21 protein-coding genes are annotated in these 16473 nt (G+C 64.0%); 11 read left to right on the forward strand and 10 right to left on the reverse strand.

Annotated elements, in window-relative coordinates; translation table 11 throughout:
* Positions 1-205 precede the first annotated feature (205 nt).
* From ACVWY3_RS20955 to petA, 3 genes are all read right to left on the reverse strand, one after another.
* The gene (locus ACVWY3_RS20955) at positions 206-880 is read right to left on the reverse strand and encodes a dienelactone hydrolase family protein (protein WP_092217875.1); all 675 of its coding nucleotides are present in this window, start codon (positions 878-880) and stop codon (positions 206-208) included.
* A gap of 209 nt (positions 881-1089) precedes the next feature.
* The gene (gene fbcH, locus ACVWY3_RS20960; protein ID WP_456840172.1) at positions 1090-3162 is read right to left on the reverse strand and encodes a cytochrome b/c1; all 2073 of its coding nucleotides are present in this window, start codon (positions 3160-3162) and stop codon (positions 1090-1092) included.
* 62 nt (positions 3163-3224) lie between these two features.
* Positions 3225-3755, reverse strand: coding sequence for a ubiquinol-cytochrome c reductase iron-sulfur subunit (petA, locus tag ACVWY3_RS20965; RefSeq protein WP_456840173.1), 531 nt, complete (start codon positions 3753-3755; stop codon positions 3225-3227).
* Between the two features lie 278 nt (positions 3756-4033).
* On the opposite strand from petA, the gene ACVWY3_RS20970 reads away from it, so the two are divergent.
* From ACVWY3_RS20970 to ACVWY3_RS21000, 7 genes are all read left to right on the forward strand, one after another.
* Positions 4034-4501 carry a tRNA (cytidine(34)-2'-O)-methyltransferase gene (locus ACVWY3_RS20970; protein ID WP_456843409.1) on the forward strand — a complete coding sequence of 156 codons (468 nt, stop codon included), beginning with the start codon at positions 4034-4036 and terminating at the stop codon, positions 4499-4501.
* Between the two features lie 10 nt (positions 4502-4511).
* Positions 4512-5144, forward strand: a complete 633-nt coding sequence (gene queE, locus ACVWY3_RS20975; protein WP_456840174.1) for a 7-carboxy-7-deazaguanine synthase — start codon at positions 4512-4514, stop codon at positions 5142-5144.
* Positions 5145-5160: 16 nt separating this feature from the next.
* Positions 5161-5526: a 6-pyruvoyl trahydropterin synthase family protein gene (locus tag ACVWY3_RS20980; RefSeq protein ID WP_456840175.1), complete on the forward strand. Its 366-nt coding sequence runs from the start codon at positions 5161-5163 to the stop codon at positions 5524-5526.
* Between the two features lie 118 nt (positions 5527-5644).
* Entirely contained in the window at positions 5645-6532 is an 888-nt protein-coding gene (gene hemF, locus ACVWY3_RS20985) for an oxygen-dependent coproporphyrinogen oxidase (protein ID WP_456840176.1), read from the forward strand.
* Complete coding sequence (locus ACVWY3_RS20990; RefSeq protein WP_456840177.1) at positions 6523-7272, forward strand: HAD family hydrolase; 750 nt, start codon at positions 6523-6525, stop codon at positions 7270-7272. Before hemF ends, ACVWY3_RS20990 begins: the two co-directional genes overlap by 10 nt.
* A 624-nt stretch (positions 7273-7896) precedes the next feature.
* Positions 7897-8820: a hypothetical protein gene (locus ACVWY3_RS20995; protein WP_456840178.1), complete on the forward strand. Its 924-nt coding sequence runs from the start codon at positions 7897-7899 to the stop codon at positions 8818-8820.
* A gap of 105 nt (positions 8821-8925) precedes the next feature.
* Complete coding sequence (locus ACVWY3_RS21000) at positions 8926-9138, forward strand: YodC family protein (protein WP_456840179.1); 213 nt, start codon at positions 8926-8928, stop codon at positions 9136-9138.
* Between the two features lie 492 nt (positions 9139-9630).
* Here the strand turns inward: ACVWY3_RS21000 and ACVWY3_RS21005 are convergent, their stop codons facing one another.
* Positions 9631-10272, reverse strand: coding sequence for a glutathione S-transferase family protein (locus ACVWY3_RS21005; protein ID WP_456840180.1), 642 nt, complete (start codon positions 10270-10272; stop codon positions 9631-9633).
* A gap of 316 nt (positions 10273-10588) precedes the next feature.
* Between ACVWY3_RS21005 and ACVWY3_RS21010 the strand changes: the two genes are divergently transcribed.
* The 4 genes from ACVWY3_RS21010 to ACVWY3_RS21025 all read left to right on the forward strand — a co-directional run bounded on the left by ACVWY3_RS21010 (position 10589) and on the right by ACVWY3_RS21025 (position 12081).
* Complete coding sequence (locus ACVWY3_RS21010; protein WP_456840181.1) at positions 10589-10804, forward strand: dodecin family protein; 216 nt, start codon at positions 10589-10591, stop codon at positions 10802-10804.
* A gap of 166 nt (positions 10805-10970) precedes the next feature.
* Entirely contained in the window at positions 10971-11282 is a 312-nt protein-coding gene (locus ACVWY3_RS21015) for a hypothetical protein (RefSeq protein ID WP_456840182.1), read from the forward strand.
* Between the two features lie 149 nt (positions 11283-11431).
* Positions 11432-11617: a hypothetical protein gene (locus ACVWY3_RS21020; RefSeq protein WP_456840183.1), complete on the forward strand. Its 186-nt coding sequence runs from the start codon at positions 11432-11434 to the stop codon at positions 11615-11617.
* Positions 11618-11757: 140 nt separating this feature from the next.
* Positions 11758-12081 carry a GcrA family cell cycle regulator gene (locus ACVWY3_RS21025; protein WP_456840184.1) on the forward strand — a complete coding sequence of 108 codons (324 nt, stop codon included), beginning with the start codon at positions 11758-11760 and terminating at the stop codon, positions 12079-12081.
* Positions 12082-12226: 145 nt separating this feature from the next.
* Here ACVWY3_RS21025 and ACVWY3_RS21030 read toward each other — a convergent pair whose 3' ends face one another.
* The 6 genes from ACVWY3_RS21030 to ACVWY3_RS21055 all read right to left on the reverse strand — a co-directional run bounded on the left by ACVWY3_RS21030 (position 12227) and on the right by ACVWY3_RS21055 (position 16470).
* Complete coding sequence (locus ACVWY3_RS21030; protein ID WP_456840185.1) at positions 12227-12739, reverse strand: lipocalin-like domain-containing protein; 513 nt, start codon at positions 12737-12739, stop codon at positions 12227-12229.
* A gap of 145 nt (positions 12740-12884) precedes the next feature.
* Positions 12885-13655 carry a TSUP family transporter gene (locus tag ACVWY3_RS21035; RefSeq protein WP_456840186.1) on the reverse strand — a complete coding sequence of 257 codons (771 nt, stop codon included), beginning with the start codon at positions 13653-13655 and terminating at the stop codon, positions 12885-12887.
* A complete protein-coding gene (locus ACVWY3_RS21040; protein ID WP_456840187.1) occupies positions 13652-14908 on the reverse strand; it encodes a CCA tRNA nucleotidyltransferase in 1257 nt (418 codons plus the stop codon). Before ACVWY3_RS21040 ends, ACVWY3_RS21035 begins: the two co-directional genes overlap by 4 nt.
* Before the next feature lie 10 nt (positions 14909-14918).
* Positions 14919-15182 (reverse strand): DUF6111 family protein, encoded by a 264-nt coding sequence (locus tag ACVWY3_RS21045; protein ID WP_456840188.1) that lies wholly within the window; start codon positions 15180-15182, stop codon positions 14919-14921.
* Positions 15179-15862, reverse strand: a complete 684-nt coding sequence (locus tag ACVWY3_RS21050; RefSeq protein ID WP_456840189.1) for a CoA pyrophosphatase — start codon at positions 15860-15862, stop codon at positions 15179-15181. The genes ACVWY3_RS21045 and ACVWY3_RS21050 overlap by 4 nt, the downstream gene beginning before the upstream one ends.
* The gene (locus tag ACVWY3_RS21055) at positions 15859-16470 is read right to left on the reverse strand and encodes a DUF1285 domain-containing protein (protein WP_456840190.1); all 612 of its coding nucleotides are present in this window, start codon (positions 16468-16470) and stop codon (positions 15859-15861) included. The genes ACVWY3_RS21050 and ACVWY3_RS21055 overlap by 4 nt, the downstream gene beginning before the upstream one ends.
* Between the last annotated feature and the right edge of the window lie 3 nt (positions 16471-16473).

Below are 16473 nucleotides of genomic sequence, written 5' to 3' on the forward strand. Positions count from 1 at the left end.
GGGAACGCCACACAGGACAAACGATCAGGCCGCCGCGCTGTGCTGGCGACCTCAGACGATTTGGGAAAGGAAAATCGCACCGGCCACCTCTTAGGAGGTGCGCCACCAAAGACGGGCTGGGCGGACGGCGGTGCTCATGGGGCGGATACTCACCATGGCCCGGGGGCGGCGTCAAGGGCGCCGCCCAACTCTGGGCTGCCGACAATTATCCCAGATGCTTCCGGAAAAACTCCGTGGCCCTGCCCCAGGCGAGCTCGGCGGCTTCGCGGTCGTGCACGGCCTGGCGCTGCTCGTTGACGAAGGCGTGCTCGGCGTCATAGCGGAACAGCTCGAGCGACTTGCCGGCGGCCTTCATGGCCTTCTCGAAGCCGCCCACCAGCTCCGGCGTGCACCAATCGTCCTTATTGGCGAAATGGGCCTGGAGCGGGATCTTGACGTCGGCGGGCTTGGCCGCCTGCTCCGGCGGGATGCCGTAGAACACGACGCCGGCGGCGAGCTCCGGCACATGCACCGCGCCGATGATGGTGACGGCGCCGCCGAGGCAGAAGCCTGTCAGCCCGACCTTGGCGCCGTTGCGCGACAGATATTGCGCGGCGCCGCGCACGGTCTGCGTGGTGGCGTCCATGAAGTCGAGCGAGTTCATCTCCTTGTTGGCGGAATCCGTGTCGTGATACGGCACCACCTTGCCCTTGTAGAGATCGGGCGCCAGCGCATCGAAGCCGGCCAGCGCAAAGCGGTCGCACAGGCCCTTGATCTGGTCCGACAAGCCCCACCATTCCTGGATCACGACCACGCCCGGCGCGTTGCCCCGCGCGGCATTGGCGAGATAGCCCGAGGCGTCCTTGCCGTCCGGGCGCTTGAAGGTGATGGTGGTTCCCATGGTGTCCTCCGGTGAGTTTCTGGGGAGCGGTTGGCGGTATTTTGGCGGGTGCAAGCGCGTGAGGCAATCCACACTCTCGTCATTCCGGGGCGCGCGATAGCGAGCCCGGAATCTCAAGATTCCGGCTCGATGCTGACGCATCGCCCCGGAATGACAGTCCAACAAAAAAGCCCCTCGCGGGGGCTTTTTCATTTCTCGTCGCGCGCCGCTCAGTGCGAGTCGGCCCAAACTTTCTTCTTGGTGAAGTACATCAGGAACGCGAAGATGATCAGGAACACGAACACCTGGAGGCCGAGGCGCTTGCGCGCTTCCATATGCGGCTCGGCGGTCCACATCAGGAACGTGGTGACGTCCTTGGCGTATTGCGCCACCGTGGTCGGCGAGCCGTCGTCATAGGTCACTTGGCCGTCACTGAGCGGCTTCGGCATCTTGATGGCATGGCCCGGGAAGTACTTGTTGTAGTAGGAGCCCTCCGGGATCGTCACGCCCTCCGGCACCTTCTCCTCGAAGCCCTGAAGCACCGCCGCGACATAGTCCGGGCCCTGCTCCTGGTACTGGGTGAAGAAGTCGAAGATGAACCAGGGGAAACCGCGGCCGTAGGAGCGCGCCTTGGTGATCAGCGACAGGTCGGGCGGCGCCGCGCCGCCATTGGCAGCACGGGCAGCCTGCTCGTTCGGGAACGGCGAAGGGAAGTAGTCGGCCGGCCGGCCTGGGCGCTCGAACATGTCGCCAGCATCGTTTGGACCGTCCTTGATCTTGTAGTCGGACGCAAACGCCGCCGCCTGTGCTGGCGAATAGCCGGGACCGCCGGCTTCCGCGAGATTGCGGAAGGCGACGAAGGACAGGCCGTGGCAGTTGGCGCAGACCTCCTTGTAGACCTTCAGGCCGCGCTGCAGCGCGCCGCGGTCGAACTTGCCGAACGGACCTGAGAACGACCATTTGTTGCCCGGCGGCCTGTCACTGCCTTCGGACGCTTTGGCGGTATCGACAGAGCCCGCGAACAGGGCGCCGGCGAGCGCGAGCACGATCGCGGTCGATACCATCGGCGTCGACTTGCTGCCGGTCTTGGCGAGGATCGCCTCCGAGATCGAGTTCGGCACCGGCCGTGGCGTCTCGATCCGCGAGAGCAGCGGCAGCACGATCAGGAAATAGGCAAAGTAGCACACCGTCAGGACTCGGCCGGCGATCACATAGATGCCTTCCGGCGGCTGCGCGCCGAGATAGCCGAGCAGGATGCAGACCACGACGAAGATCCAGAAGAACTGCTTGGCCAGCGGACGGTACTTCGACGACCGCGTCCTGGCGCTGTCCAGCCAGGGCAGGAAGCACAGGATGATGATCGCCGAGAACATCGCGATGACGCCCGCAAGCTTGTTCGGGATCGAGCGCAGGATCGCGTAGAACGGCAGGTAGTACCATTCCGGCACGATGTGCGGCGGCGTCACGCCCGGGTTGGCCGGGATGTAGTTGTCGGCATCGCCGAGATAGTTCGGCATGTAGAAGATGAACCAGGCGTAGAGCAGCAGGAAGCAGGACACGCCGAACATGTCCTTCATGGTCGCGTGCGGCGTGAACGGCACCGTGTCCTTCTCCGTCTTCGGCTCGACGCCGTCAGGATTGTTCTGGCCGGCGACGTGCAGCGCCCAGACGTGCAGCACGACGACCCCCGCGATCAGGAACGGCAGGAGATAGTGCAGCGAGAAGAAGCGGTTCAGCGTCGGGTTGCCGACCGAATAGCCGCCCCACAGCAGCGTCACGATGCTCTCGCCGACATAGGGAATGGCGGAGAACAAATTGGTGATGACGGTGGCGCCCCAGAAGCTCATCTGGCCCCAGGGCAGCACATAGCCCATGAAGCCCGTCGCCATCATCAGGAGGTAGATGATGACGCCGAGGATCCAGAGCACCTCGCGCGGCTCCTTGTAGGAGCCGTAATAGAGGCCGCGCAGCATATGGACATAGACCGCGAAGAAGAACATCGACGCGCCGCAGGCATGCATGTTGCGCAGCAGCCAGCCGTAATTGACGTCGCGGACGATCAGCTCGACCGACTTGAAGGCGAGATCGGCATGCGGCGTGTAGTGCATCGCCAGGATCACGCCGGTGAGGATCTGCATCCCCAGCATGAAGGAGAGGATGGCGCCGAACGTCCACCAGTAGTTCAGGTTGCGCGGGGTGGGATAGACGACGAAGGAGGAATGGATGAGACCCATGATCGGCAGGCGCCGCTCGATCCATTGCAGGGCCGGATTGCTCGGCTGGTAGTCGGATGGTCCGCTCATGATGCGATCCTGAGGAAATATAACGACGAGACGGCGCGAAACTTCGGACGCAGGTCCGCAGCTCAGCCGATCTGGATTTTGGTGTCGGAAACGAACTGGTACGGCGGCACGGCCAGGTTCGCGGGCGCGGGCCCCTGGCGGATGCGGCCGGACGAGTCGTATTGCGAACCATGGCAGGGGCAGAAGAACCCGTCGTAATTGCCCTCATGGGCGATCGGGATGCAGCCGAGATGGGTGCAGATGCCGATCACGACCAGCCACTGCTCATGGCCGGACTTGACCCGGGCCTCGTCAGACTGCGGATCGGGCAGGCTCGCCACGTTGACAGCGCGCGCCTCGTCGATCTGCTTCTTGGTGCGGTGGCTGATGTAGATCGGCTTGCCGCGCCAGAACACCTTGATGTCCTGGCCCTCGGCGACCGGGCTGAGATCGACCTCGATCGGCGCACCGGCGGCGATGGTCGACGCATCAGGATTCATTTGGGAGATGAAGGGCCAGAGCGCGGCCGCGCCCCCTACTGCTGCAGCTGCCCCCGTTGCAACGAATAAGAAATCACGGCGTGTCGGATGGTCCGCCGAAGACGCTGTCGTCACGATTCCAACCCTTTCTTCTTATGCTGCCGGCGGAACCGCTCCGGGAGCCCCCAAGGTCCCCAGAACAGCCTGCCGGCGCCCGCGGCCCCCCGCGGCGGCAGAACTTCACTTGTCCCCACCAAAACAAGGGCGAAAACAGCAGTCCAGAATCGTTCTATTGGCACCCTTGCCGAGCGAGCGCAAGCCCGCTAACGGCGCGGGAGCGTGCAATGCACGAATTCCCGCGCCAGCGATGTTTTATTGAGACAATTCGGTCCCGCCCAACCCGAAGCCAAGCCATGCAGATAGCGCTTTTCCAGCCCGACATCCCCCAGAACACCGGCACGATTCTCCGCCTCTGCGCCTGCTTGGGGCTAGGCGCCCACATCATCGAGCCGGCAGGGTTCCCGATCTCCGACCGGCATTTCCGCCGGGCGGGAATGGATTATCTTGACCATGTCAGCATCGTCAGACACGACTCCTGGGCGAAGTTCGAGGAGTGGCGCGCGGCACAGGGCTACCGCCTGCTGCTGTTCACCACCAAGGGTGCCACCGACTACCGCGATTTCCGTTACCAGACGGCGGACATCCTGCTATTCGGGCGCGAGAGCGCCGGTGTCACCGACGCGGTGATCGAGGCCGCCGACGCGCGGCTGGTGATCCCGATCAATCCGGGGCTGCGGTCGCTCAATGTCGCCATGACCGCGGCGATGGCCGCGGGCGAAGCGCTGCGGCAGCTCCGGAACCCGCAAGTTCGAGACCATTGAGGAGAGACCAGTGAGTTACGCGGTCAAGGAGATCTTCCTGACCCTGCAAGGCGAAGGCGCCCATGCCGGGCGCGCGTCGGTGTTCTGCCGTTTTGCCGGCTGCAACCTCTGGAGCGGCCGCGAGGCCGACCGCACCGAGGCCGTGTGCAAGTTCTGTGACACGGATTTCGTCGGCACCGACGGCACGCTCGGCGGCCGTTACGCTTCGGCTGAAGACCTCGCCGACACCATCGCCGCGCAGTGGACCGCCTCGAGCGACAACCGCTACGTGGTCCTCACCGGAGGCGAGCCGCTGCTCCAGGTCGACGCCGACCTGATCGATGCGCTCCATGCGCGCGGTTTCGAGATCGGCGTCGAGACCAACGGCACGATTGCAGCTCCCGACGGCCTCGACTGGATCTGCGTCAGCCCCAAGGGTGGCAGCGAGCTCGTGCAGACGCGCGGCCATGAGCTGAAGCTGGTCTATCCGCAGGCCCTCGCCGCTCCCGAGACCTTCGAGGGCCTCGCCTTCGAGCGCTTCTCGCTGCAGCCGATGGATGGACCTGAGGTCACCGAGAACACCGCGCGCGCGATCGATTATTGCCTGCGCCACCCGCAGTGGCGGCTGAGCGTGCAGACGCATAAGTCGCTCGGCATCAGATAGGACTGGTTTTCGAAAAATGTGGGAATTGACGAAATCGTTCCGCTTCGAGGCGGCGCATTCACTATCCGGCACGACCTTCGGTGCCGCGAGCGAAGAGATCCACGGCCACTCCTTCCGCGCCGAGGTGACGCTGCGCGGCACGCCAGATCCTGCAACCGGCATGGTGGTCGACCTCGGCCTCGTCCAGCGTGCGATTGAAGACGTGCGGCTCGCGCTCGATCACAAGTACCTCAACAAGATCGAGGGGCTGGGCGCGCCGACGCTGGAAAACCTCTCGCGCTTCGTCTGGGAGCGGCTGGCCCATATCGGCCAGCTGACCCGCGTCAGCATCCACCGCGACAGTTGCAACGAGAGCTGCACCTATTACGGTCCGCACGCGTGAGCATCTCGTAGGGTGGGCAAAGCGTAGCGTGCCCACCATTCGAGATGGCGGAGACAGATCGTGGGCACGGCGCAAGGGCGCCTTTGCCCACCCTACGGCAGTCCACACTGGAATGAACATGGACGCATCGACAATCGAAGACCGCAAGAGCCGCGCCCGCGCCTGGTTCGAGGCCTTGCGCGACGACATCTGCGCAAGCTTCGAGCGGCTCGAGGACGACGCACCGCAAAGCCTCTATCCGGGCGAGGCCGGCCGCTTCAAGCGCACGCCCTGGCAGCGCACCGATCACAGCGGCGCCGCCGGCGGCGGCGGCGTGATGTCGATGATGCATGGGCGCCTGTTCGAGAAGGTCGGCGTGCATTGCTCGACCGTGCACGGCGAATTCGCGCCCGAGTTTCGCGCGCAGATCCCGGGCGCGGCGGAAGACCCGAACTTCTGGGCCTCCGGCATCTCGCTGATTGCGCATATGCGCAATCCGCATGTGCCGGCCGTGCACATGAACACGCGCTTCGTCGTCACCACCAAGGCCTGGTTCGGCGGCGGCGCGGATTTGACGCCGGTGCTCGAGCGCCGGCGCACGCAGGAGGATGCCGACACGCTCGCCTTCCACGCCGCGATGAAGGAGGCCTGCAATCAGCCGAGCGGCGTCGCCGATTACGACAAGTACAAGAAGTGGTGCGACGAGTATTTTTATCTGCCGCACCGGAAAGAGGCGCGCGGCATCGGCGGCATCTTCTACGACTGGCACGACAGCGGCGATTGGGACGCCGACCTCGCCTTCACCCAGGATGTCGGCCGCGCCTTCCTGAAGGTCTATCCTGACATCGTCAGGCGCAATTTCGCGAGCGCCTGGACGGCTGCTGATCGCGAGGAGCAGTTGATCCGGCGCGGCCGCTATGTCGAATTCAACCTGCTCTACGACCGCGGCACCATCTTCGGGCTCAAGACCGGCGGCAATGTGGATTCCATCCTGTCCTCGCTGCCGCCGGAGGTGAAATGGCCATGAGCGCTGCAATGCCGCCGCTGCCGCGCGCCATGCTGATCGACATGGACGACACCATCCTGTCGGCCTATGGCCGGCCAGAGATCGCCTGGAACACCATCGCCAACGAATTCGCCGCAGAGCTTGCGCCGCTGCCGCCGCACGAGGTTGCAACCGCGGTGCTGGCGTTCGCGCGAAACTTCTGGGCCAATGCGGACGCCTCGTGGCGGCTCAAGCTCGCCGAGGCGCGGCACATCACCGTCAAGGGCGGCTTCGCCGCGCTCGCCGCGGCCGGCCACCCTGCTCTCCCCGACGAACTCGCCATCCGCATCGCCGACCGCTTCACCGCCTATCGCGAGGAGGAGATGTTCGTCTTCCCCGGCGCGCATGAGGCGATCGACCAGTTGAAAGCGCTCGGCGTCAAGCTCGCGCTGGTCACCAACGGCGCGGCCAATACCCAGCGCGCCAAGGTCGAGCGCTTCGAGCTTGCGCACCGCTTCCACCACATCCAGATCGAGGGCGAGCACGGTTTCGGCAAGCCCGAGGAGCGCGCCTATCTGCACGCGATGGAGGCGCTCGGCGTTACCGCGAAGGACACCTGGATGATCGGCGACAACCTCGAATGGGAAGTCGTGACGCCGCAGCGTCTCGGCATCTATGCGATCTGGATCGACGTGCATGGCGAGGGCCTGCCCGCAGGCTCGACCATCAGGCCCGACCGCATCATCCGCTCGCTGACCGAGCTCGTGCCGGACCGGACTTGATCGGGAACGGGAGCAAAAATCGAAAACAACCCCATGCACAGTAGCCGGACGGCGGCAAATTCAAGGACCTGCTGATTTTCCGAACAACCGTTGACATGTCGGGCAAAACAGGGGCATGATGTCACCGTCGCGACGTCTGCGATGGACAGCTGCGTGAGCTGCACCTGCCTGCTTGGCGGGGCTAATTGCGTATGATTGGGCGCACCAAAACATCCACCGTGTCATGGCAGGGCTTGTCCAGGACAAGCCCGGGCATGACGACCTGCTAAATCTTCAAAGCGATTGCTCTAAAGCGCGATGAGATTTGGATGAATCGTCGTCGCGCTTTACGTTTTTGTTTCGCATGATCTTTCCGGAAAACCGCTTCGCACTTTTCCGGATCATGCTCTAGCGAGCCACTGCCTGCCGACATTCGGCAGCTCCCCTGCCCCACTTGAAGTGAAATGCCTCACAGTTCGCAATCACCAATTGCGGTACGCTCGTGCCATGGGGCGTGGAGCGAGTTGGAGGCGACCAATGGAGCAGGAGAAGGACGCAACGCACACGCAGCCTCCCGCCGCGGGACCGCTGAGCTAGCTGACTAAATTCGATCGTGGGTTCTCCCTCGTCAAAGGCCTGTCGCTCGTGACGGTGCTGACCGGACTGGTTGGTGGATACTTCCAGTACATGAACTTGTACGACCAGAAGATGGGTGAACAAGCCAAGACCGACATGGAATGGGCGACCAAAACCTTTCTCGAGATCTCGGATGCGTTCGCCCAGGTGCAAACGCAGCAGGAGAACATATTGGCGGAGCAAAGCGGCGCGCCAAAGCCCCAGTTGAGCGGGGCCTTCATGCAGGTCGAGACGAAAACGCTCGCACCGGGCACGGACTATTGGAAGGCACGCACGTCCCTGCGACAGAGCGGCGCCATTTTCGGCCGTAAGGCGGAGATCTACATCGACTGGCCGAGTGACCTAGGCCGGAATCCCGCTGGCAAGCAGACTCTTGATCAGGATCCGCTGACCGAAACGTTGCTCACCAAGTATAATTTCGACTGTAACGCCGAAGCCAATCTTCCGCAGTTCAATGGCGCGATCTTTAACGGAGCCGATCCGGGGCGTCCCACCGAAGAGCTTTGCAATGACCCGGAGGCAAATGGGCCGAAGGCCTATCTCAACCTCTGTGCCCGGCAGCCGGATGGCACGATCAACCCGTTGCACAAGGTCGTCACGGTCAACTGGCTGAGTGCCAAGCACCACGTGCTCGTGATGAATCATTGCGCGGAGACGTTGTATGGTCAGCTCGGCAAGCAGAGCCTCGGGCCCGCCGGCGAGCTTCCGCGCGACCGAAAGCTGGAACTCCCCAAGCTGCAGGAAGCCAATCAGCACGGATTGCAGCTTCAGGCCCGACGGATCGATGCATTCATGACCCTGACGATGGCGCAGCTGGACCGCATCCGGGTGCGATATCGCCCGGCCGGCCTGCTCTGCTACATGACGCGCGAGACCGGCTTCTTCGGCCACCGATGCTCGCCGGCCAAGCGGTTCGCGAACGCGGACAGTTGAGACGAGGGCCGAGGCGGCGATTGCCTGCGACACGCGCCTTGCGTGATCGCCCTGTCATGACGGCTTGCTAGCGTCCTCCTCGTAGACCACTCAGGAGGACAATCCATGGACTTGAAAGCCGGCGATGTCGTGATGCTGAAATCCGGCGGCCAGCCGCTGACCGTCGCGGAAGTGAAAGAAGACGACGTGCTCTGCCTCTGGATGGGCATGGAAGGCGACCTGTTCCGCGAGACGCTGCCGCTGGCCACGCTCGTGCAGGTGGAGGAAGACCCCGACGAGGAAGAGGACGACGAAGACGAGGACGAAGACGACGATTAGGCACGCCTTGAGGCCGCGTCCTGGTTAGGCCGGAGCCTTCCGCTCCCGTGAAAATGCGAAGCGGTTTCGCGAAAAGATCATGCTCAAACAACAACCTAGAGCGCGATGACGGTTCATCCCAATCTCATCGCGCTTTGGCACACGACAGTTCGCTCGCGTTTAAGAACTCGCTTCAATATTGATCCTGGCCGTCGACCCGCAAGCGCGGAGCCCACAGCCGGATTGACGCAGGGCTATCGCATATGAAAACGGCGTAATTTTTGGCGCTACCGTTTCCACATCGTCATGGCCGGGCTTGTCCCGGCCATCCACGTCTTCACTCCTGCAAAACAAAACGTGGATGCCCGGGACATAGGCGAGCGAAGCGACGCCGTCCTTGCGGACGGCTATGCCCGGGCATGACGAGTTTGTGGAGCGATCGGCTGCTCACGAGACACATCGAACCTGCAGCATTATCCGCAGATGCGATTGCCCTGCGGATTGACGCGAGCCCTACAATCCCGGTGATCTCGCCGCCCAGGCCTTGGTGGCCTGGCAGCTTTCCATCGCTCGGGCGTAGGCAGGGCGTGCCGTCGTGCGGGTGAGATAGTCCCGCTCGGTAGGACCGGGGACGTAGTTGCCAGTTCGCAGGCCGAGCAGCAGGGCGTAGCTCACCGAGATATCGGCAGCGGTGAATCGGTCGCCGGCGAGATAGGGGCAATCCGCGAGGCGGCGAATCACCAATCCCAGCCGGCTCTCGAAGGTCTCGCTTGCCCAGCGGGTAACCCGGGCATTTCGCTCGGCTTCGGGCGCCAGTTGGCGGCCGACAAGGACGGCGTTCATCGGCCCGGCGAGCCCGGCCTCGCCCAAGTGAAGAAATTGCAGATAGGAAGCGAAGGCGGGATCGTCCGGGGCGACCGCAAGCGAACCTGAGCCGTAGCGGACGAGCAGATACTGCAGAATCGCGATCGATTCGACCATGATCGTCTCACCGTCCTGCAGTGCGGGAATGAAGCCGGCGGGGTTGATGGCGAGGAAATCGCGATCAACCTCGGCTGCCAGAAGATCGACCGGGCGCAGCCGATACGCCAATCCCAATTCCTCGAGCAGCCAAACGACACGGAAGCCGCGACCTTCGCCATAGACGGTGAGCATGGTTAAGCGTTCCTGGATTCGAGCTAGAACGGTAAGCCGATCGCGCAATGAACTATCGATGGTGCATAGTACGCGCAAGGCTTGGCGCATATCCTGATGGTGCTGCTCGTCGCCGACACGGCTGGCCGTCGCAAGCACGGATTGAACCTGTCGGCTCGCCTCGCGACGTGCACTCTCGTGGAGACACGACATTTTGCCGGCGACTTGAACTGGATCGTATTGCGATCCCGGTCAGAAAAGTGACAGCCAATCGGACGTTTTTCCGCCTACCCGCCTAATGCTAGATTTCCTGGGTCATACCGGACAGGAGGACGACATGCCCGATAGCGTCTACAAAGTCATAGAACTGGTCGGTACCAGCAGCGACTCGTGGGAGAAGGCGGCCGCCAATGCGGTCGAGCAAGCCGCAAAATCGCTCCGAGATCTTCGCATCGCGGAGGTCGTCAAGCTCGATATGCAGCTGGATGAGAATGGAAGAGTCGAGGCCTATCGCGCCAAGCTCAACGTATCGTTCAAATTCGAGGGCTCCTGAGCCTCGGCACCTCGCCCCGCTTGCGGGGCGAGGACGTCTCATTGGAACAAGGCGCGCCTGCGCGGCCCGCCGAACAGGCCGGTGTAAGCCATCTCGGAAGTAGGCCCTAGTCTGATCGGGATCGATATGTTTTGATGCGTGGGGGCGTGTGGCGCGTGGTGACCTCATGTACATGGTCATTCGCAAGTACACCGAGGTTCGTTCGGTGGCGGACGCTGCCCGCCGCGCCAAGAGCGGCGTCGGCGAGATCCTGAGGCAATCGCCCGGATTCAGATCTTACCATGTGCTGGATGCGGGCGACGGCGTTGGTATCGCCGTGATGATATTCGAGGACCGCGAAAGCGCCGAGGCGGCGAACGCCAAGATACTGGCGTTCGTTCAAGCAAGTCTGCTTGACCTCGATCTCGGAGTTCCCGAGATCTTCGCCGGCGAGGTTTTGGTGAACATGGAGCCCCACGGGTCCTCAGGCATGAGGTAGCCACGTCACCGCTTGCGTGGCGGGTGCCGCCCGCGGCTGATGCGTCAACCGGATCCCCGTCGCGCTAGCAGCGACCGCGCCTCTGAGCATGTGCATGTCGTCAACCGGGAACGTGCGACTGCGCGTTCCTTTCGAGGAGTAGCAACAACATGAAGCAACGCACCTCCGAGGCACTTTTCACCCCAGCGGCCGGCTGGACACCGCCCGTGCCTACGGGCGCGGCGATGCCGCCAAGAGATCCCGACGAAGACGACGAGGACGAAGACGACGAAGACGACGAAGAGGAAGATGACGATGACGAACCGGCGGTCGTGCGCGAGCCGGACGAAGACTAGAGCGCGATGAGATTTGGATGAATTGTCATCGCGCTTTGGGTTGTTGTGTACGCATGATCTTTCCGGAAAACCGCTTCGCACTTTTCCGGAACATGCTTTAGACTAGCGCGCGTTCGACGGTTGGCTTTATAATATCTCCCATGGGCTGGGACGCGAAAGACATAGCGCTTCTCAAGAGGCTCTGGTCCGCAGGACGGAGCGCAGCGGAGATTGCACGTCGTCTCGGCTGCAGTCGTAACGCGGTCTGCGGCATGCTGACCCGTCAGGGCCTGAGGCGGGGCCGCAAGCCGCCGACGGCAAGACCCAAGATAAGGCCGCCCCCGAAGCTGATGTCATCGGCAGCCTGCACCAATCGAGCCGCACAGAAGGTGTCGCGGAACAAAGCCGACAAGCGGCAGCCCAAGGAATTCAGCAAGCAGCAGCTTTACGCCATTCTGGCTGAGGCGGTCAGAAACACCGGCTAGGAGCTGGCCGCACGCACGGCCGGGCCCGCGGCGCGAGGAGATCGCCCAACTCTGCGGGTTGAGCGCCACCTGGTGCACTGGATCGAGCAGGGGCGCGATGTGCCAGAAGCACGCTAACGCCGGGGGCAAACCGCTGCTTGGAGGGTCATTTCGCTCGTTTGAACACTAGCTCCAGCGTAATGCCGGCCGGGGTGCGCGGATTTGTAAACTTCAATTCTTCGTCGCTGATCGATTGCACGATCCGCCGTTGATTTGGCGCTCCGACCAAATTCGGAAACGAACTCGTTTCGATGTTGACGTGGATCGTCTTGGTGCTCTCGTCCACTTTGTATGTCCCGGTGTAGGCGACGACACCTGAGGCAATTGCCATGGCCTCCTCGGCGGAGGGACGTGCAGAATCGCCCGATGCATATTTTGGAGCGTCGGAGCGGACAGTAATGAAATGAAAATGACCGTCGGCGGTATAGGTGACCGCACCTTGTAGCTTGGGCCGTTCTACGGCACTGCCATCTTCACGGGTCGCGGTGCTGGACACGTAAGTCCAGGTGCCTACCAATTGATCCCGAAGAGACGTTCCCTGGGCGATGCTGGCGTTCGGGAACACGACCAGCAAGATCAACGCCTTCGCGCAAAGACCAACTGCATAACGCCTATCCATGAGACGCCCCTGCTTTCTCGCAACGTCGGCAAGACTACGCGGCGCCCGGAATGTCAGCAATGAGGTTAAAGGCCGCCGATGACGGCTAATTTGCACTCGGAGCCAGCGTCTTTGCGCACACGCCCTGACGAGCTTCGATCCGCATCTATGCGATCAGCTGCCGCGCCGCCGCCGAGATCATCACCAGCCCGCCGGTGATCACCGCGACGTCGAGGATCGCGGTGTGGATGTGCACGCTCATCCGCTCGACGAAGGCTTTTGCCAGGAACGCGCCGGGCACGGCCACACCGCCGATCAACAGCGCGAAGGCGAGCACCTGCGTCGTCACTGCGCCGGCGAGGCCGAACACCGAGATCTTGATGAGGCCGGTGCCGAGCGAGATCATCGCGTCGGTGGCGATTACGGCGGCGCCTTCGAGGCCGGCGGCCATCAGCAGCGAGAGCAGGATCACGCCGGAGCCGGACGTGCCGCCGACCAGCACGCCGTAGCCGACCGAGCCCGCGGCAAGGCCGGTGTCGCCGATCCTGACCTTGCGGCGGCGGAGCACGCGGCGCAGCGGCACGCTCAGGATCAGCATGGCGCCGATCACGATTGCAGCGCCCGCGTTGGTGAGGCGCGTGTAGCCGTAGGCGCCGAGCGCGGTCGTCAGCGCGGCGCAGGCGAGCACGATCAATGCGCGGCGGCGGTCGGCATAGCGGACATAGGCAAGGGCGCGGCTCGCATTGGTCAGCATCGCCGAGATCGCGATGATCGGCACCACCGGCTCGGCGCCGACCAGCGGCACCAGCACCAAGGGCATCAAGGCGCCGGTGCCGTAGCCGGCAAGACCGCCGATGATCGAAGCAAACAACGCCATCATCGCGACCAGCAGGAGCTGCGGAAGCGAGATGTCGGCGAAGCCTGATGCGATGGTCAATTTTTCTGGTCGCGGCTGATGCGTGCCGCAGCTTGATCGGCGATGGAAGCGAGCGCGGCTTCCTCTAGGGGAAAATCCGCTGCAAGCCAAGCGTCCTCGGCGAGCGTCAACACGTGCCCGAGCGCGGGACCTTCGGCGAGACCACGCGCGATGAAATCGGCGGCCTTCAGCGGAAATTTCGGCGCGGTCCAGCGCTGCGGCAGCTCGGCGAGCGCGCGCCAGCGCGACGAGCCGGTATCGCCGCCGTCCCGGGCCCAGGCCAGCAGCACGCGATCCTGATAGCGCTCCGCGCCGAGCCGGTAGAGCAGCCGCCGCGCATGGGCCTCGTCCTTGGCGGCGAAGCGCCACCAGCGATGGCCCATCGAATCCAGCGCCTTGGCCTCGGCATTGGAGAGCCGTAGGCGCATCGCGACGCGCTTGGCATCCTCGGTCACGGCGACCGCCAGCGCGGCGAGGCGCCGCGTTGCGCTTGCGGTGAGGCCGAGCTCGCGCTCGATCGCGATCATCGCCGAGAGCGGCCCGGTATAGGCGACGCCGCCGATCAGCGCCTGCAGCAAGCCGCCCTCGGTCATCGCCAGCGCGGCGGCGGATGCGCCTGGTGCCACCAGCAGCTTCAGCATCTCCATGCGCACCCGCTCCGCTGACAGGCTGGCCAGCCCCGCGCGTCCGCGGATGCATGCGAGATAGCCGCCGCGGTCGGGCTCGCCGGCGCCGAACGCGGCGTGGATGCGGAAGAAGCGCAGGATGCGCAAATAATCCTCGGCGATGCGCTGATCGGGATCGCCGATGAAGCGCACGCGCCGCGCCTTGGCATCGGCGATGCCGCCGACATGGTCGTAGACGACGCCGCTCGCATCGACCGACAGGCCGTTCATGGTGAAGTCGCGCCGCTCGGCGTCCTTGACCCAGTCACGGCCGAACGCGACCTTGGCCTTGCGGCCGAAGGTCTCGGTGTCCTCGCGCAGCGTCGTGACCTCGTACGGATGGCCGTCGATGACGAGGGTGACGGTGCCGTGCTCGACGCCGGTCGGCACGCTCTTGATGCCGGCCGCCTTGGCCCGGCGGATCACCTCGTCCGGCTGCGCCGTGGTCGCGATGTCGATGTCGCCGGGCACGAGACCGAGCAGCGCGTTGCGCACGGCGCCGCCGACCACGCGTGCCTCCTCGCCGTCGGCGTTGAGCAGCTTCAGCACGCGCGCGGTGCCGCCGGAGATCAGCCAGGGCGCTTGCGCAAGCAACGGCTCCGCGCTCATCGGCCCGCCCCTATCTTTCCACGCCCGGCACGAGCTTGCCGTTCTCGATATGGGCGGGCGTGTAGGTCGAATCCGGCGCCGCACCGGAGAAATGCGCAAGACCGATCAGGCCTGCGATCACCAGCACCAGTGCCGCCAGCACGAGGCGCGCGAGGACCGTGACCGGCCAGGACGATTGCACGAACAGGCCGGAGCGGCTGGCGGCCAGGAATAGCGCGTAGACGGCAAAGGGGATGAGGAAGATTCCGATCTCGGTCAGAACCGTCCGGATCATGATGAATAGATCCGCTCATACAACACACGCAGCATTCCGGCCGTCGCACCCCAGATGTAGCGCTCCGCGAACGGCATCGCGTAATAGAAACGCTCCATGCCGCGGAATTCCTTGCTGTGCACCTGGTGGTTCGCCGGGTTCATCAGGAAGGATAGCGGCACCTCGAAGGCATCATCAACCTCGGAATGGTTGATGGTGAGCGAGAAGCCCGGGCGGACCCTCGCAACCGTCGGCAGGATGCGAAAGCCGAAGGCGGTGCCGTAGAGATCGAGATAGCCGATCGGCTCGACGAAATCCCTGGACAGCCCGACCTCCTCCTCGGCCTCGCGCAGCGCCGCATCGAGCGGCGAGGAATCGGTCGCATCGATCTTGCCGCCGGGAAAGGCGATCTGGCCGGCATGGTCGTTGAGATGCGCCGAGCGCTGCGTCAGCAGGACGGTCGGCTCGGGATGGTCCACCACCGCGATCAGGACCGCTGCGGGGCGCACCGGCTGCTCGCGCGCGATGATCTCCAGCATCTTGTCGGTACCGGGATCACCGGAGGCGGGAATGATGTTGGGATCGTAGAGGCCGGGCGGCACATCGAAGCCGAGCCTTGCCCGGGACCGCGCGAAAAACTCCGCCGCGCCGATCGCGACGGGCTCACGCTCAGGGCCACTCTTGGGGATAGGCTTGTTCAAAGCGCGGCCCTCACCTGCTCCGCGTCGGCCATGGCGAAGAACTCGCCGGCCGACTCGACGCCGAACATCGGCTGGCCATCGATCATCCGCTCCTCGCCCATGTCAACCAGATCGTAATAGAGCGCGCGGGTGACCTTGGCCCAGAGATCGGCGCGCACGTGCAGATACGGCGTCAGCCCGCCGTCCTCGGCCTGCTCGAAGCGCAGCCGGTGCGCGGCATCGCAGGTGACCCAGTCGTCGACATTGGTGCGGAAGCTCAGCACGCGATGGTTGTCCTCGCCGCTCTTCAGCATCTCGACCGCCATGAACGGCGCGTCGTCGACGCGGATGCCGACCTTCTCGACCGGCGTGACCAGGAAATGCTTGTCGCCCTCGCGCTTGAGGATGGTCGAGAACAGGCGCACCAGCGCGTGACGGCCGATTGGCGTCCCCATGTAGAACCAAGTACCATCGGACGCGATTCGGATGTCGAGATCGCCGCAAAACGGCGGATTCCACAGATGCACCGGAGGCAGGCCCTTTTTGGCGCCTTCGGCACTGGCAGCACTTTTGGCGGCGGCAGTCAGCCCCTCAAGACCGCGATCGGCGCTCTGCCCTTGGTTCGCCATGGT

Source organism: Bradyrhizobium sp. USDA 4486, assembly GCF_054057995.1.

What these genes read in the sequence shown, in the direction of transcription:
- ACVWY3_RS20955 (WP_092217875.1), bottom strand. Translation starts at nt 880, where the DNA reads ATGGGAACCACCATCACCTTCAAGCGCCCGGACGGCAAGGACGCCTCG.
- fbcH (WP_456840172.1), bottom strand. Translation starts at nt 3,162, where the DNA reads ATGAGCGGACCATCCGACTACCAGCCGAGCAATCCGGCCCTGCAATGG.
- ACVWY3_RS20970 (WP_456843409.1), top strand. Translation starts at nt 4,034, where the DNA reads ATGCAGATAGCGCTTTTCCAGCCCGACATCCCCCAGAACACCGGCACG.
- ACVWY3_RS20980 (WP_456840175.1), top strand. Translation starts at nt 5,161, where the DNA reads ATGTGGGAATTGACGAAATCGTTCCGCTTCGAGGCGGCGCATTCACTA.
- hemF (WP_456840176.1), top strand. Translation starts at nt 5,645, where the DNA reads ATGGACGCATCGACAATCGAAGACCGCAAGAGCCGCGCCCGCGCCTGG.
- ACVWY3_RS20990 (WP_456840177.1), top strand. Translation starts at nt 6,523, where the DNA reads ATGGCCATGAGCGCTGCAATGCCGCCGCTGCCGCGCGCCATGCTGATC.
- ACVWY3_RS21000 (WP_456840179.1), top strand. Translation starts at nt 8,926, where the DNA reads ATGGACTTGAAAGCCGGCGATGTCGTGATGCTGAAATCCGGCGGCCAG.
- ACVWY3_RS21005 (WP_456840180.1), bottom strand. Translation starts at nt 10,272, where the DNA reads ATGCTCACCGTCTATGGCGAAGGTCGCGGCTTCCGTGTCGTTTGGCTG.
- ACVWY3_RS21010 (WP_456840181.1), top strand. Translation starts at nt 10,589, where the DNA reads ATGCCCGATAGCGTCTACAAAGTCATAGAACTGGTCGGTACCAGCAGC.
- ACVWY3_RS21015 (WP_456840182.1), top strand. Translation starts at nt 10,971, where the DNA reads ATGTACATGGTCATTCGCAAGTACACCGAGGTTCGTTCGGTGGCGGAC.
- ACVWY3_RS21020 (WP_456840183.1), top strand. Translation starts at nt 11,432, where the DNA reads ATGAAGCAACGCACCTCCGAGGCACTTTTCACCCCAGCGGCCGGCTGG.
- ACVWY3_RS21025 (WP_456840184.1), top strand. Translation starts at nt 11,758, where the DNA reads ATGGGCTGGGACGCGAAAGACATAGCGCTTCTCAAGAGGCTCTGGTCC.
- ACVWY3_RS21030 (WP_456840185.1), bottom strand. Translation starts at nt 12,739, where the DNA reads ATGGATAGGCGTTATGCAGTTGGTCTTTGCGCGAAGGCGTTGATCTTG.
- ACVWY3_RS21040 (WP_456840187.1), bottom strand. Translation starts at nt 14,908, where the DNA reads ATGAGCGCGGAGCCGTTGCTTGCGCAAGCGCCCTGGCTGATCTCCGGC.
- ACVWY3_RS21045 (WP_456840188.1), bottom strand. Translation starts at nt 15,182, where the DNA reads ATGATCCGGACGGTTCTGACCGAGATCGGAATCTTCCTCATCCCCTTT.
- ACVWY3_RS21055 (WP_456840190.1), bottom strand. Translation starts at nt 16,470, where the DNA reads ATGGCGAACCAAGGGCAGAGCGCCGATCGCGGTCTTGAGGGGCTGACT.